Annotated in this window: 14 protein-coding genes; 5 read left to right on the top strand and 9 right to left on the bottom strand. The window is 42.4% G+C overall.

Features of this window, described 5'->3' with window-relative positions; genetic code table 11:
- Positions 1–210: 210 nt before the first annotated feature.
- The 7 genes from arsB to KTR06_RS13280 form a co-directional block, all read right to left on the bottom strand.
- Positions 211–1,251 (bottom strand): ACR3 family arsenite efflux transporter, encoded by a 1,041-nt coding sequence (gene arsB, locus KTR06_RS13310; protein WP_217290413.1) that lies wholly within the window; start codon positions 1,249–1,251, stop codon positions 211–213.
- Positions 1,252–1,264: 13 nt separating this feature from the next.
- A complete protein-coding gene (gene arsA / locus KTR06_RS13305; protein WP_128859372.1) occupies positions 1,265–2,980 on the bottom strand; it encodes an arsenical pump-driving ATPase in 1,716 nt (571 codons plus the stop codon).
- A gap of 4 nt (positions 2,981–2,984) precedes the next feature.
- A complete protein-coding gene (gene arsD, locus KTR06_RS13300) occupies positions 2,985–3,317 on the bottom strand; it encodes an arsenite efflux transporter metallochaperone ArsD (RefSeq protein ID WP_008023063.1) in 333 nt (110 codons plus the stop codon).
- 18 nt (positions 3,318–3,335) lie between these two features.
- Positions 3,336–4,043, bottom strand: coding sequence for an aromatic aminobenezylarsenical efflux permease ArsG family transporter (locus tag KTR06_RS13295; protein ID WP_008023061.1), 708 nt, complete (start codon positions 4,041–4,043; stop codon positions 3,336–3,338).
- 7 nt (positions 4,044–4,050) lie between these two features.
- Positions 4,051–4,479: a nitrophenyl compound nitroreductase subunit ArsF family protein gene (locus KTR06_RS13290; protein ID WP_217290412.1), complete on the bottom strand. Its 429-nt coding sequence runs from the start codon at positions 4,477–4,479 to the stop codon at positions 4,051–4,053.
- Between the two features lie 18 nt (positions 4,480–4,497).
- The gene (locus KTR06_RS13285; RefSeq protein ID WP_008023059.1) at positions 4,498–4,731 is read right to left on the bottom strand and encodes a thioredoxin family protein; all 234 of its coding nucleotides are present in this window, start codon (positions 4,729–4,731) and stop codon (positions 4,498–4,500) included.
- A gap of 66 nt (positions 4,732–4,797) precedes the next feature.
- Positions 4,798–5,106: a helix-turn-helix transcriptional regulator gene (locus tag KTR06_RS13280; protein ID WP_008023058.1), complete on the bottom strand. Its 309-nt coding sequence runs from the start codon at positions 5,104–5,106 to the stop codon at positions 4,798–4,800.
- A 1,013-nt stretch (positions 5,107–6,119) separates the two neighbouring features.
- On the opposite strand from KTR06_RS13280, the gene KTR06_RS13275 reads away from it, so the two are divergent.
- The gene (locus tag KTR06_RS13275; RefSeq protein WP_117683472.1) at positions 6,120–6,551 is read left to right on the top strand and encodes a hypothetical protein; all 432 of its coding nucleotides are present in this window, start codon (positions 6,120–6,122) and stop codon (positions 6,549–6,551) included.
- 260 nt (positions 6,552–6,811) lie between these two features.
- The gene (locus tag KTR06_RS13270; protein WP_004313444.1) at positions 6,812–7,387 is read left to right on the top strand and encodes a porin family protein; all 576 of its coding nucleotides are present in this window, start codon (positions 6,812–6,814) and stop codon (positions 7,385–7,387) included.
- An 8-nt stretch (positions 7,388–7,395) separates the two neighbouring features.
- Here the strand turns inward: KTR06_RS13270 and KTR06_RS13265 are convergent, their stop codons facing one another.
- On the bottom strand, positions 7,396–7,548 hold the full coding sequence (locus tag KTR06_RS13265) for a hypothetical protein (protein WP_153882643.1): 153 nt from the start codon (positions 7,546–7,548) through the stop codon (positions 7,396–7,398).
- Positions 7,549–7,581: 33 nt separating this feature from the next.
- Here KTR06_RS13265 and priA point away from each other — a divergent pair, with 33 nt between their 5' ends.
- From priA to KTR06_RS13250, 3 genes are all read left to right on the top strand, one after another.
- Positions 7,582–10,038, top strand: a complete 2,457-nt coding sequence (priA, locus tag KTR06_RS13260) for a primosomal protein N' (protein ID WP_217290411.1) — start codon at positions 7,582–7,584, stop codon at positions 10,036–10,038.
- 51 nt (positions 10,039–10,089) lie between these two features.
- Complete coding sequence (locus tag KTR06_RS13255) at positions 10,090–11,886, top strand: DUF4091 domain-containing protein (protein WP_217290410.1); 1,797 nt, start codon at positions 10,090–10,092, stop codon at positions 11,884–11,886.
- Positions 11,887–12,339: 453 nt separating this feature from the next.
- A complete protein-coding gene (locus KTR06_RS13250; RefSeq protein ID WP_004313447.1) occupies positions 12,340–12,810 on the top strand; it encodes a low molecular weight protein-tyrosine-phosphatase in 471 nt (156 codons plus the stop codon).
- On the opposite strand, the gene KTR06_RS13245 is transcribed toward KTR06_RS13250, so the two are convergent.
- Positions 12,785–14,857 (bottom strand): HD family phosphohydrolase, encoded by a 2,073-nt coding sequence (locus tag KTR06_RS13245; protein ID WP_055236010.1) that lies wholly within the window; start codon positions 14,855–14,857, stop codon positions 12,785–12,787. The two genes, KTR06_RS13250 and KTR06_RS13245, sit on opposite strands and share 26 nt — an antisense overlap.
- Positions 14,858–14,938: the final 81 nt, after the last annotated feature.

The following is a 14,938-nucleotide window of genomic DNA, read 5'->3' as shown; positions in this document are numbered from 1 at the left end:
GTTAACTAACTTAGGTATAACAAACGAAGTTGTCAACTAAATCCAGTACAGTACAATCCTTACGGGAGAGTTATAATAACTCTATATGGAAACTTCAGTTTCCTGCCTTAGGTACTCTCGTTTCCTGCCTTAGATACTGTCGTTTCCCGCCTTGGGAACTGGCGTTTCTTGCCTTGGAAACTGTAGTTTCCCGCCTCGGAACTGTAGTTTCTAGTTCTTTGCTTTAAATTTGCGGCGCATCTTTAACGCATATCTTACTAATAGTATCAATACGGGTACTTCTACCAGTGGCCCGATTACCGCGGCGAAAGCCTCTCCCGAACTGATACCGAAAACGGCAATAGCCACAGCAATAGCCAATTCAAAATTATTTCCGGTAGCCGTAAATGATACGGATGCGGCTTTTGGGTAATCCGTTCCCATTTTTCGGGTAATAAAAAAGGAAACAAAAAACATGATTCCAAAGTACAACACCAACGGTACTGCTATTATCATCACATCATACGGCAATTTTATGATATATTCTCCCTTGTAAGAGAACATTATCACGATTGTAAACAGCAAGGCCAACAATGTAACCGGGCTGATTTTAGGGATAAATTTCTGGTAATACCAATCCATGCCTTTATTCTTAACCAAGACTAAACGTGTCAGAAATCCAAGAACAAACGGTATTCCTAAATAAATGCCTACACTTTTCGCAATCTCGGACATCGTGATTTGTTGAACGGCGTCGGTTGTTTCCATTCCCACCCATTCAGGGAACACAGATAAGAAGAAATAAGCATATACAGAAAAGAAAAGGACCTGAAAGATGCTGTTAAAAGCGACCAGTCCGGCCGTATATTCGTTGCTTCCTCCTGCGAGTTCGCTCCAAACCAGTACCATGGCGATACATCGTGCAAGACCTATCATAATCAATCCGTACATATATTCGGGGTAATTATGCAGGAAGATGATTGAGAGAACGAACATCAGTATCGGCCCTACCAACCAATTCAACAGAAGTGATACAGTCAGGATTTTCTTATCTTTGAATACGTTGCCTAATTCTTCATATTTCACCTTTGTCAAAGGTGGATACATCATCAGGATAAGCCCTATTGCCAAGGGTATATTCGTCGTTCCGACTTCAAAATGACTCCAAAAGTCTACGATGCCGGGATATAGGTAACCCAATCCTACACCGATAAACATTGCTAAGAAAATCCATACCGTCAAATAACGGTCTAAAAAAGCAAGTTGTTTCATAATCACTCTCTTTTTATTTTGCTCTCCATGCGATTAACGCGGTATTACTGTCTGATAATTTCTTTACTCTGTCGATCCATGGCAACTCACTTTGTGCTTTGGCCTTTAAAAATGGGTTTTGGGTATCAACCAGAGATAAACAGGAGTTTATCACCCACCATTTGTTCTTGATGCCTGCCCGTTGTAAATCTTGTAATAAACGTTCCGCCTCAAAAACAGGAGTTGTTTCCGGAAGTGTTACGATAACAACCTCCGTTTCTTTGGGATTGCGCAAACGTGGCAACAGGTTTGCCACTGCTCCCTTGATTTCTCCCTGCGTCCGTTCTACCTCCTTGTGATAACTTTGCGTTGCATCCAACAATAACAAAGTATGTCCGGTTGGTGCTGTGTCTATTACTACAATTTCCGTATCAGCCTTTTCCACTATATCGGCAAATGCCTTGAATACAGCTATTTCCTGTGTGCAAGGGGAACGCAGATCTTCCTCAATATATTCCATATCTTCGGCCGTCATTTGGTTTTCCCTGGCTTTTGCCCTTACCTCGTTTTTATAAGCCTCCAGAACCTCCGCTTCGTCAATTTTACTAACATCGATTCCTGCTTTTATTACAAGTTCATAATTCAAGTGATTGGCCGGGTCTGTTGTTGTCAAATGCACTTTTGCGCCAAGTTCTTTTAGCTTTAGGGCGATATTGGTTGCAACAGTCGTTTTTCCTACGCCCCCTTTTCCCATTGTAAAAATAACCCGTTTGCCGGAAGAAAAAAGGTCATTTACCAAATCATCCAGATTCTTTTCACCCTGCAAAGGCTTGTAATCACCTCCCGGAATAAGGTTATCGCTCGATAACATTTTCCGGATATTTTCTATAGTTGATAAATTGTAGGAACGTAACGGAACGCTATATGCCGGATAATCTTTCAACTCCTCCGGAATGTTCTGTAAAGCCGAAGTTTGTTTTTCGCTTAATAACTTGGAAACTTTGTCGTTATCATCGGCTTGTTGTAACACTCCGTTTATGACAAGTACCTGGTTTTTTATGCCAAGCAAATTCAACTCGTGAGAAGAGCGTGCAGCCTCCTTTAATGGAGCAAGATCCGGGCGGGCAACTAGTATCAGGCTGGTTGCTTTTTCATCGGACAAGGTATTTACAGCCTGTTTATAAATGCCTTTTTTTTCTTCCAGTCCCGACAGCTGGCCTAAGCAGGATGCGCCATGCGTACTTTCACTGATAAACGTACTCCAAGCGGATGGTAATTGTAACATTCTTAGGGTGTGTCCCGTTGGCGCTGTATCAAAAATGATATAATCGTATTCTTTTTCTTTGGTTTTATCGGTGATAAAATCCGAAAACTCATTGAACGCTGCAATCTCTACCGTGCAAGATCCGGACAGTTGTTCTTCCATATTCCGGATCACACTTTCCGGCAATTTCCCACGATAAGGGGAGATTACGCTTTCCCGGTATTCTGCGGCTGCTTTTTCCGGATCAAGATTTACGACCGTCAGGCCGGGCACTTCGGAGATATTCGTACCATGCCCGTTCAGTTCCTGCCCAAACACATCTTGCAAATTAGAGGCTGGATCTGTACTTATCAATAATATCTTTTTGCCAAGATCCGCAAGACCTACGGCCGTAGCGCAAGCGATAGAAGTTTTTCCTACACCGCCTTTACCTGTAAAAAACAAATACTTTGTTAACTGTATGTCTGATAAATTGAAATTCTTCATAATCTCATTGGTTGATAATTGGAATAATGTCTAACTGAATGCCTGTCCACTCGCTCAACTGCTTATTGGTCGGATAACCTTTTGTTACCACGATTTCCCCCTCTACTATGGTGATTGGCAAGCCTTCCGCACCCTCTTTCATCAAATAATCATTAACCGTTTTATTGCTGACATAAAGCTGCGGCTCGTCCCGTAAATTATGACGCTCGACAACGATCCCCTGTCTTTTGAGGGTTTCCAGTACGGCTGCAATCCTCATAAGGTCAGGATTGATATTCGGGCCACACAATCCGGTAGGACAACACATTGCCGGATCAAAAATCTCGATTCTTTTCATATTCTGTTTTTATTTAATTTATAAGTAATTGATATATGCGTAATAAATGCCGACTGCGATAAACAAAACAGCGACCACTCTGTTAAACCATTTCTGAAATACCTGTATGCGGTTGTAGAATTTGCCTATCCCGGCAACGCTATACGCCAAAATCCAAGCTACCAGAATAACGGGCAGGCCGGTGGCTACCGCATAGACAATAGGCAAAAGGTAGCCTCCCGGTTCTGCTGCCGACATCGGTATAAGCATCCCGAAGTAAAACAGTCCGCTGGTAGGGCAAAATGCCAGAGCGAAAAGCACTCCAAGCAAAAGGCTGCCTAAATTGCCTTTCAGTTTTTCCGCCTTTCCTGTTCCCGAAAATCCGAACTTAGGTAAATTCAAACGATCTCCGAAAAGCATGAATACCCCTACAAATATCAAGACCGGAGCGATTAGTATCTCACCATATTTACTTATACCTTTTTGCAAGGAAAACATGCTTGATCCCTCTTTCAATATAGAAATCAGGATGATCCCTAAAACCGTATAAGCCACAACACGCCCCAAGGTATAAAGCAATCCTCCTAAAAAAATCTTGTTCCGGTTGCCTATATCCTTACTGATAAAGCCTATCGCAGTTATATTGGTAGCTAAAGGGCAAGGACTTATGGCTGTAAGCAAACCGAGCAGGAAAGCGGTTATTACCGGGATATTACTATTATCCAGAAGATTTTGAAGAAAATCCATATAATAGTTATTTTAGCAGTTCATTTATTTTGTTCTTTATACCTTCTTTGAATATGTCCGGTGACCCCTTTGCGTTGGCAAAAGAAAATTCAGTCATGTTATTAACAGTTTCTTTTCCTCCCTTCCAGCCGTTTATATACAAAGACGACCATGTCACCTCATATTTATCCGTAATCGCTTCATTTTGCGGATCTGAAATATCTATAACCTTATACACAACTGCCCCTTTATCGATTTGATTTCTGAAAGTGGCTTCCAACACTTCATTCGTCAGTTGCTCAATCGCACGGCAGGTAACACACCGTTGTTTTCCATGAAAGTAGATTACTTCTACACGATCTCCTTGTGCGGAAACCTCTTGTTTATTTTCTGTTTTTGGCTTCCCGCTACAAGAAAGCAGGAGTAAGCTGATAGCAATCAAAAATAAATGTTTCATAGGTACAGTGTTTCTAAGTTATTGTTTCAATAGTTCTTTTACTTCGGCTAAGGATAATTTTCTTCCGGCGGAAACGATCTTTTCGTCAATCACTAATGCCGGCAAACTAAGGATATTATACTCCATAATCTTTAAAATATCTTCCTCTTTAACTAACGTAGCATCTAAATTTAGATCTCTTACAGCCTGTTCTACTGTTACGTACAGAGCTTTACAATTTGCGCAGCCTGTACCCAAAACTTTAATTTCCATATTTTCTATTTTATATATTAAACGTAATTCGCAAAACAACGAACAATAAGTCTAAAAAAGGGGCTGCTATTCACAGCAAGCACCTTTTTTAGAAGCGCAATCGCAAAAGAATTGGGCGAACAACTGTCTGGCTATTTCCCAGTTTTCACGGTTTATGCAATATTTCACTTTGGGCGTTTCTATTTCACCCTGTATCAGTCCAGCGTCTTTTAATTCTTTTAGATGCTGGGAAACGGTTGCTTTAGCGATTGGCAACTCATCGTGGATGTCCCCAAAATAACAGCTTTCTTGCCTTGCAAGAAAATTAAGTATTGCTATTCTGGTGGGATGCCCCAACGCTTTAGCAAAACGAGCAATCTGTTCCTGCTGTTCCATACATTAGTTTCTCTTTTATTTAATGTTCGCAAATATACGAACAATGCTATAAAAAGCAAATCCTATATTCGTGTTTTAACGAACATTCACTGCTTAAATGGTAGAAAGATGATGGTAGCTTGGTTATAAGTTTATCTATAATGCTTTTATTGTCACTACTAATATAGGTGTTATTATACTGTTTCCCATGCATTAATACCTGATTTTCGAACTATTAATATATGATTTTTAGGGAGTTAATACTTGATGCTATAGCTGTTAATACTTTTGGTAATAGTAGATAATGTACTGTATGTCAGAAGATAATGGTTCTGTCTTGGTGCGAGGCATGGTGAGAGTAAAAGTTACTCTCATCTTACTGTCATACTTACTCTCATACCTGTAACTCCGATGAATAAAGGCTTTTCAAACGATTGATGAGAGTATGAGAGATAAAATTGCTTATTTATTTTTATTGGTGACGGATTTCAGTAATCAGAAATAAGAAACAGGATTATATTTTATCAAATTCATTTTAATACAGAACTTCCTATATTTATTTCCATATTTCTGCTACCTTTCAAAAAAAACATATATCTTTGTCATACGCTTTCAGCCCATCAGCGTGATGAAACAGGCAGGAAGCGGTTTTTATTTCCTATATGGAGTAAAAGCGTATTATCTCTCACTTTCAGAAATAGCTAATTCAAACAGAGGGAGATGATACGGTAGATACTCCACGTGAACGGATGTATATCAACATATTCGTAAAAGATGTGTTATATATAAACGATTGACGTGGGTGTCTGCTGTTATCATTGTTCTCTGGTCGGTTTAGCTAGCCTTGAAAGTGGATAATGGTACAGCAGCATCTGCGTCTTTCTTGTATTCGGCCGGTTATCAATTACCCCACAATTTAACCTAGCCAATCTCCATCCGGCGGACTGCAAAAAGAGTGGATGCTCGTTGTGCTAATATACATGAATAAAACATTATTCATCCCTTATTGTATCACACATAAAAGAACAAACGCTATGGCACAATGGATTAGTATAGAAGAAGCGGCTGCAAAGTACGGATTCGAGACAGAATATATTTGGGTCTTGATAGAGATAAGAGAAATCACCGTGGACTACCAAAGAGCTGACATCGACATCATCGACGATGAAAGTATTCAGGATTTTATCAACCGAAATAAAAAGGGGATTACATTGATGTATATCGAAAAGTTGGAACGATATTGCATGGATAAATCTCAAGTCTGTTCAATATACGCATCACTTTTAGGCAAACAAGATAAGGAAATCACCATGTATAAAGGAGCTAAATTTTTGTATGATGCACTGCAGAGCAAATGGTTGAAGCAATGTGACCGGATGCGGCATTTAGAAAAAGAACTTGCATTGGAGCAGACCACTTGCCGTACGTGTTGGCTGAAAAGGTTATGTATGATAATTAGGAAGTAAATTTGATTAACTATCATTTTTCCAATATTTATAGATGATAAATAGGATGAAAATTGAACTAATAAGAACTTCTTATTAGTCTGTGAGTGTTAGATGAAACTGATGCTCTATTGTAAGTTCAATCTTCAAAAGAGCAAATATAAAGGTACGGGCGTCGGATTAAGTGAACAACAGCGACTTTGAGCGAACAAAAAACAGATAAATTGTGTTTATTTATTCTAATTATATATCTTTGTCCCGAATTATAAACACGTAAATTTATGAAAAAGATTTTTGGTGCTTTAATGATTGCCGTATGTATCGGTATGGCGATGCCTGCCCAGGCGCAAATACACTTTGGTGTAAAAGGAGGTTTGAACTTGTCGAAGGCGAGTTTCTCTAATGTAGGCGATAACTTTAAGAAGGATAATTTTACCGGTTTCTTTATTGGTCCGATGGCCGAGTTTAATATTCCAATCGTAGGGTTGGGAGTAGATGCTGCCTTGCTTTTTGCTCAAAGAGGTATAAAGGTTTCTGAAGGAAACGAGGATTTGACTATCAAGCAAAACGGTATTGATATTCCTGTAAACCTGAAATATACAATCGGTTTGGGAAGTATGGCCGGTATTTATCTTGCTGCAGGTCCTGATTTTTATTTCGATTTTGAAAAGAAGTCGGGAATTGATAAGAAGAAAGCGCAAGTAGGTATTAATGTGGGTGCCGGTTTGAAGTTGCTGAACCATCTGCAGGTAGGTGCTAATTACAATATCCCATTGGGCGACACTGCGGATATTGAAGGAACAGACGCTTCTTATAAGACTAAGACTTGGCAGGTATCTGTTGCCTATATTTTTTAAATAGTCTGTCATTTTACATCGTATATAAAAAAGAGTTTCCGGTGAACGGGAACTCTTTTTTTGTTCGGGGGCTGCCCTGTTGCAGTCTCGAAACTGTTTCTGCCCAATCCTGCCTTAAGAAGCGTTTTTCTTTTGAGTGTTCTCTCTTCCTTCTTTTTCATTCCCCATTTTTTTATTGTATTTTTGTACCTGCAATGAAAAAATATGTAGATGTCATATTACCGCTTCCGCTTCCGAAGAGTTTCACTTACTCTTTGCCGGACGAATGTGCGGAAGATGTGAAGATAGGCTGCCGTGTGGTAGTTCCTTTCGGGCGAAAGAAGTTTTATACGGCTATCGTCCTTAACGTTCATTATTGTGCTCCAACGGAGTACGAAGTGAAAGATATATCTGCATTGCTGGATGCTTCTCCCATTTTACTACCCGTTCAGTTCAAATTTTGGGAATGGATAGCCGATTACTATCTCTGTACACAGGGAGATGTGTATAAAGCGGCACTTCCTTCCGGTCTGAAGCTGGAGAGTGAAACGATTGTTGAATATAATCCCGATTTTGAGGCGGATGCTCCGTTGCCGGAACGGGAACAACGCATTTTGGATTTACTTGCCGTAGATGCGCAGCAGTCCGTCACTAAACTGGAGAAAGACAGCGGCATAAAAAATATTCTTACTGCCATCAAGTCCCTGCTCGATAAAGAAGCCATTTTTGTAAAGGAAGAATTGAAACGCACTTATAAGCCTAAGACAGAGGCACGGGTGCGGCTTGCGGGTACGGCAGATGAAAAGCAACTCCATATTCTGTTTGATATTCTGTCTCGTGCTCCGAAGCAACTGGCGTTGCTCATGAAGTATGTAGAGTATTCAGGTATTTTAGGAACCGGAACTCCGAAAGAAGTCTCCAAGAAAGAATTGTTGCAACGGGCTAATGTGGCTCCTTCGGTACTGAACGGGCTGGTGGATAAGAAGATTTTCGAAATCTACTATCACGAAATCGGACGGTTGAATAAACAGGAGAAAGAGGTAGTCGAGCTGAACGCTTTGAACGAGTTTCAGCAACGGGCACATGATGAAATCGTTCAGTCTTTCCAGGAGAAAAACGTGTGTCTGCTTCATGGAGTAACGTCCAGTGGGAAGACGGAAGTGTATATCCATCTGATCGAAGAAACGATTCGTCAGGGAAAGCAAGTCTTATATTTGTTGCCGGAGATTGCCTTGACTACTCAAATTACAGAGCGTCTGCAACGGGTTTTCGGTGCTCGCCTGGGGATCTACCATTCTAAATTCCCCGATGCCGAACGGGTTGAAATATGGCGGAAACAACTGGGAGAGAACGGGTACGATATTATCCTGGGTGTTCGCTCTTCCGTGTTTCTTCCTTTCCGGAATCTGGGACTGGTGATTGTGGACGAAGAGCACGAAAATACGTATAAGCAACAAGATCCTGCTCCCCGCTATCATGCCCGTAGCGCAGCGATTGTGCTGGCTGCCATGTACGGAGCTAAAACCCTGTTGGGAACAGCTACTCCTTCCATCGAGTCGTGGCAGAATGCAGGGGAGGGGAAATATGGTTTTGTACAACTGAAAGAACGATATAAAGAAATTCAATTGCCGGAGATTATTCCGGTGGATATAAAGGAATTGCATCGCAAAAAGAGGATGGTGGGACAATTCTCACCGCTCTTGATACAATACATGAAAGAGGCTTTGGAACAGGAAGAGCAAGTGATTCTCTTTCAGAACCGTCGCGGGTTTGCTCCGATGGTGGAGTGTCGTATCTGCGGTTGGGTGCCCAAGTGTAAGAATTGCGATGTAAGCCTTACCTATCATAAAGGGATCAATCAGCTAACCTGTCATTATTGCGGTTATACCTACCAACTGCCGAAATCCTGTCCTGCCTGCGAAGGTACGGAACTGGTGAACCGTGGCTTTGGTACGGAAAAGATTGAAGATGACATTAAAATCCTTTTTCCCGAAGCGGCAGTGGCACGAATGGACTTGGATACCACACGTACCCGCTCTGCTTATGAAAAGATTATTGCGGATTTCGAACAGGGAAAGACGGATATATTGATTGGTACGCAAATGGTTTCAAAAGGATTGGATTTCGATCATGTCAGTATTGTAGGTATACTGAATGCCGATACGATGCTGAATTATCCGGATTTCCGTTCCTATGAACGGGCTTTCCAGTTGATGGCGCAGGTAGCAGGACGTGCCGGACGTAAGAACAAGCGGGGTAGGGTGGTGCTGCAAACCAAGAGCATCGAGCATCCTATCATTCATCAGGTCATTGCCAATGATTATGAAGACATGGTAGGCGGGCAGTTGGCGGAACGGCAGATGTTCCATTATCCTCCTTATTACCGGTTGGTATATGTTTATCTGAAAAATCATAATGAAGCATTGCTGGATCAGATGGCGGTAGTGATGGCGGATAAGCTGCGGGCGGTATTTGGCAATCGGGTATTGGGTCCGGATAAACCTCCTGTTGCCCGTATCCAAACGTTGTTTATTAAAAAGATTGTTGTAAAGATTGAGCAGAACGCTCCGATGGGACGTGCCCGGGAGTTGCTGTTGCGCATCCAACGGGAGATGTTGGAAGATGAACGCTATAAATCTTTGATTGTCTACTATGATGTAGACCCCATGTGATTGAATATTTTTCCCCCTAATAAAAACCTTTAATCATTTAATTAACTAACCATGAAACGACTTACTATTTTTTCCCTGACTTGTCTCTTTAGCGTAGGCGCAGTTTTTGCCCAGCAAGGAGTCACTCAATGTGGTGTTCCGACAGGACAACCGAAGTTCCCTTTACTGACCTATCAGGAATTGCCCGACCCTGCTGCGCCGTCTGATAAAGAATGGGCGGCAGTGACAACAACACAAGTGTCTTGGGGTACAACAGACGTCCGGTACGCAAAACACGGGCTTCCCCGGTTGAAGAACCAGCAAACGGTTGCTTTGAAAGGCTGGCGTGGTGAACGTGTGAACGCGCAAGCGGTTGTATGGACAGGTGTAGAACTGAAAGACCTGAATTTCAGCTTTGGTGATTTCAAAGACAAGAAAGGAAACATTCTTCCCCAAGATGCATTCACCGGCGGTTTTGTTCGTTATGTGATGACGGACGAATTGAACAAAGACGGCAGAGGTGCCTGCGGACATCGGAAAGCGGTGGATTATGATTCATTATTGGTGGCCGACCCTATTGATACCAGTCTGAAAGCAATGGCTTTGCCTGCCCGCACAGTTCAACCTGTCTGGGTGCAATGTTGGATTCCTCAATCGGCTGTTCCCGGAACGTATAAAGGGGAGTTGCTAATCAACGACGGCCCTCGTCTGTTGCAACGCCTGAATCTGGAAATTACGGTTTCTTCCCGCGAACTTCCGGCGCCTTCGGAGTGGGCTTACCACTTGGATTTGTGGCAAAGTCCTTATGCAGTGGCACGTTACTATCAGGTTCCTCTATGGAGTCAGGAGCATTTAGACGCGATGCGTCCTTTGATGAAAATGCTGGCAGACGCCGGACAAAAGATTATCACGGCTACTTTGATGCACAAACCCTGGAACGGTCAGACGGAAGATTATTTTGATACAATGGTTACTTGGATGAAACGGGCGGACGGCACATGGTCTTTTGACTATACCATTTTCGACCGTTGGGTAGAATTTATGATGAGTGTGGGCATTGACAAACAGATCAACTGTTATTCAATGGTTCCCTGGGAGTTGTCATTCCAGTATTACGACCAGGCAACCAACTCGCTGAAATTTGTGAAAACAGCACCGGGCGAGGAGGCTTACGAAGAAATGTGGGTAGCAATGCTTTCGTCTTTCTCCAAGCACCTGAAAGAAAAAGGATGGTTCGATATCTGCGCTATTGCAATGGATGAACGTCCGATGGAAGTGATGCAGAAGACCTTGAAGGTGATTCGTAAAGCAGATCCGGATTTTAAAGTTTCGTTGGCAGGAAATTACCATGCGGAGATTGAGCCCGATCTATATGATTACTGTATCGTAATCGGACAGAACTTCCCCGAAGAAGTACGTCTCCGCCGTGCGGCAGAGAACAAACGTACCAACTATTACACCTGCTGTACGGAAGCCCATCCCAATACATTTACTTTCTCCGATCCTGCAGAAGCTGTCTGGATAAGTTATTATTCTTCTAAGAAACACCTGGACGGTTATTTGCGTTGGGCATACAACAGCTGGCCATTGGAACCGCTGCTCGATTCCCGTTTCCGCAGTTGGGCAGGTGGAGATACGTATCTTGTATATCCGGGAGCGCGTAGCTGTATCCGTTTCGAACGCTTGATTGAAGGAATTCAGGCGCACGAGAAGATAAATATCCTCCGTCAGGAATTTGAGAAAAAGGGAAATAAAGCCGGATTAAAGAAAATAGAGAAAATGCTTGCTCCGTTCAACTTGGGTAGTATGCCGGAAACCCCGGCAGCAGTAACCGTGAACCGGGCAAATCAAATACTGAACTCATTGTAAATGATTGTTCGTTAAATGGGAATTTAGGGGCGTAGCGCCCCAACAAGGTTTCCATTCGGCATGTTATCGTTTTAGACATACCCTAAAGGGTGGAACTGTATCTCTTTCAGGGAATACCGAATGGAAACCTTGCTCCGGCGCTACGCCGGTAAATGAGAATTTATCGGTTAAATGGGAATTTTGCAGTTAGGCTGAAAGCCTTACAATTATATATTTATTGGGGTGCCCTGAAAGGGCTTAATTATATAGCGTGGGGCAACGCCCTACGAAAAAAAACACACCAGCCACAAGCCCTGAAAGGGCGGAACTGTATACAATTATGCCCTTTCAGGGCGCAAATTCAGATTGTCGTTTTTACGTAGGGCGTTGCCCTACGCTATATAATTAAGCTCTTTCAGGGCACTCCGCAAAATTATCATTTGACTTATTCTTGAATCTGTTAAAACTGAAATTATGAAAAAGATATTGTTTGTCTGCCTTGGAAATATCTGCCGTAGCTCTACGGCTGAAGGCGTGATGCTTCATTTGATAAAAGAAGCGGGACTGGAAAAAGAATTTGTGATAGATTCCGCCGGAATCTTGTCTTATCATCAGGGCGAACTGCCGGACAGCCGGATGCGTGCTCATGCAGCTCGTCGCGGTTATCAATTGGTGCATCGTTCGCGCCCCGTCCGTATAGAAGATTTCTATCATTTTGATTTGATAATCGGTATGGACGACCGGAATATAGATGATCTGAAAGACAAAGCACCTTCTCCCGAAGAATGGAAGAAGATTCATCGCATGACGGAGTACTGCACCCGTATTCCTGCAGATCATGTCCCCGACCCCTATTATGGAGGGGCCGAAGGATTTGAATATGTACTCGATGTGTTGGAAGACGCTTGCGCTGGCCTGCTTACTTCTTTAACTCCGGATAGCTGATCCGGGTATGATAAGCAATCTTTAGTTTTTCCTTGAATACAGCTTTCACAGTTGCTATATCCTTGAAAGTGATAGGACATTCCTTAAAGTAACCTTCAGTAACCTGTGAGTCGATAATTTTGTCGACCAGGTTGCTGATTGTTTCTTCCGTATATTCCGGAAGACTGCGTGAGGCAGCTTCCACAGCATCCGCCATCATCAGGATAGCCTGCTCTTTGGTAAACGGATTCGGTCCGGGATAAGTGAACAATTCTTCATTCGGCTCTTCGTCCGGATGCTCGTTCTTCCAGGAAATATAGAAATATTTTGTTTTTCCCCGTCCGTGATGAGTGCTGATAAAATCTTTGACTGCTTTAGGCAGATTGTGTTTATCCGCCAGCTTCAATCCATCCGTCACATGACTGATAACGACCTGTGCACTTTGTTCGTAATTCAAATTCTTATGCGGATTAACTCCTCCCGACTGATTCTCCGTAAAGAAAGCCGGATTTTCCATCTTCCCGATATCGTGATACAAAGCCCCCGTACGTACTAACTGGCTTTTTGCTCCAATGCGGATAGCGGCTTCTGCTGCCAGATTAGCCACCTGCATGGAATGTTGGAAGGTTCCGGGAACCGTTTCAGACATCTGCCGCAAAAGATCGTTATTGATATTCGAAAGTTCCACCAAAGTAACATTGGAAGTAAATCCGAAAGTCTTTTCCAATAAGAATAATAAAGGATAAGTGAATAATAGCAGGATTCCGTTAATGATGAAGTAAGTGTACATGCGTATGTTCAACTTCGAGAAGTCGGTGGAAAGACCATTCTCCGTCATCAGTTCGAAAGCAAAATAAATGGCTGCATAAGTCAGTATCACTAATAAGGCCGTTCGGAAAAGCTGGGATCTCTGCGATAGTTCCCTTAGGCTGAATATCGCCACTAATCCCGCTGCCAACTGCGTCAGAATAAACTCATGAGGGAAGCGCAAGGAGATGGAGCATATCAATATAGTGATGACATGCGTCAGAAAAGCGGTTCTCGAATCAAGAAAAACACGGATGATAATCGGCAGCATCGCGTATGGGATGATGTACACATTAAATATATTATGTGTCACCATGAAAGCCGTTATGACACTGTAGAACACAATCAGGGTGAATAGTAACGACAGACTGCCTTTCCGTTGATAATAGTCTTTCCGGAATAAATCGAGATAGAGCATGAAACAAAGCATCAGCATACCCACAAACAGAACCTGACCACCGAGAATCAAACGGTTTTGTCCCATAGACTCGTTGCGTTTGATGGATTCTTTGCGCAATGATTCGAGGATATTATAGGTATGCGGACTAACGATCTCTCCACGGTCGATAATCTTCTGCCCGCTGACTACCAGCCCGTTTGCCCAGGAATAATTATTTAATATCTCCTCTTTGGCGGCCTGGGTGCGCTCCTCGTCAAAAGTGAGGTTGGGAGTAATGTATTCGTTCAGCGCGCATTGCCTTAATACTTCTCGGTTGAAATGGGTCGAGTCTGCTGTCAGCAGGTGTTCATACGCTTTCTTTACCGTGTAAATGTTTTCGGTAGCCTGCGGGTTGGCAAGTTTATCGTCAATCACCATGACGGATGAAGTGCTGTCCTTTTGAAGCTGCTGTATATTCTCTGTCGATACGATGCCTGCCTGATAGATTTCTTTTAAGGTACGCTCGATATACCGCAAATAATCGATGGAAGGAAGAATTCCTTTCAGATTGGTGTGATAATTCTCTTTCAGCTTGGCGATTGCATTTTTTTCGATGTCTTTATCCAATTGGTAATAAGGCTGGAAGAAAGCCATCAGACTGTCTTGCTCTCTTTTTACTACCGCATCCTCTTTATAAATAGGAAAGTCGAAAGTAGCGATCAGCTGCCCATATTTCCAGGGCTTATTGATGTCAAACTGGTAATTGAATTTTCCGTCACGTGGCAGGAAATAGACAATCAACGTCACAGTGCTCACAAATAGCAGTGATTTATATAGTAAATCTCTCCATGAAAAACTTTTTTTCTTCTTCAAATGTTCCATATCCACTGAAATTTTTGCGAAAAGTACAAAAAAAAACAATAGTGTGGAAAAAAAGGTTTAATTTTGCCACGATTTACCTAT

Source organism: Bacteroides sp. MSK.20.12 (assembly GCF_019052435.1).
Taxonomy (GTDB): domain Bacteria; phylum Bacteroidota; class Bacteroidia; order Bacteroidales; family Bacteroidaceae; genus Bacteroides; species Bacteroides xylanisolvens.
This window is presented reverse-complemented; position numbering and strand designations above follow the sequence as displayed.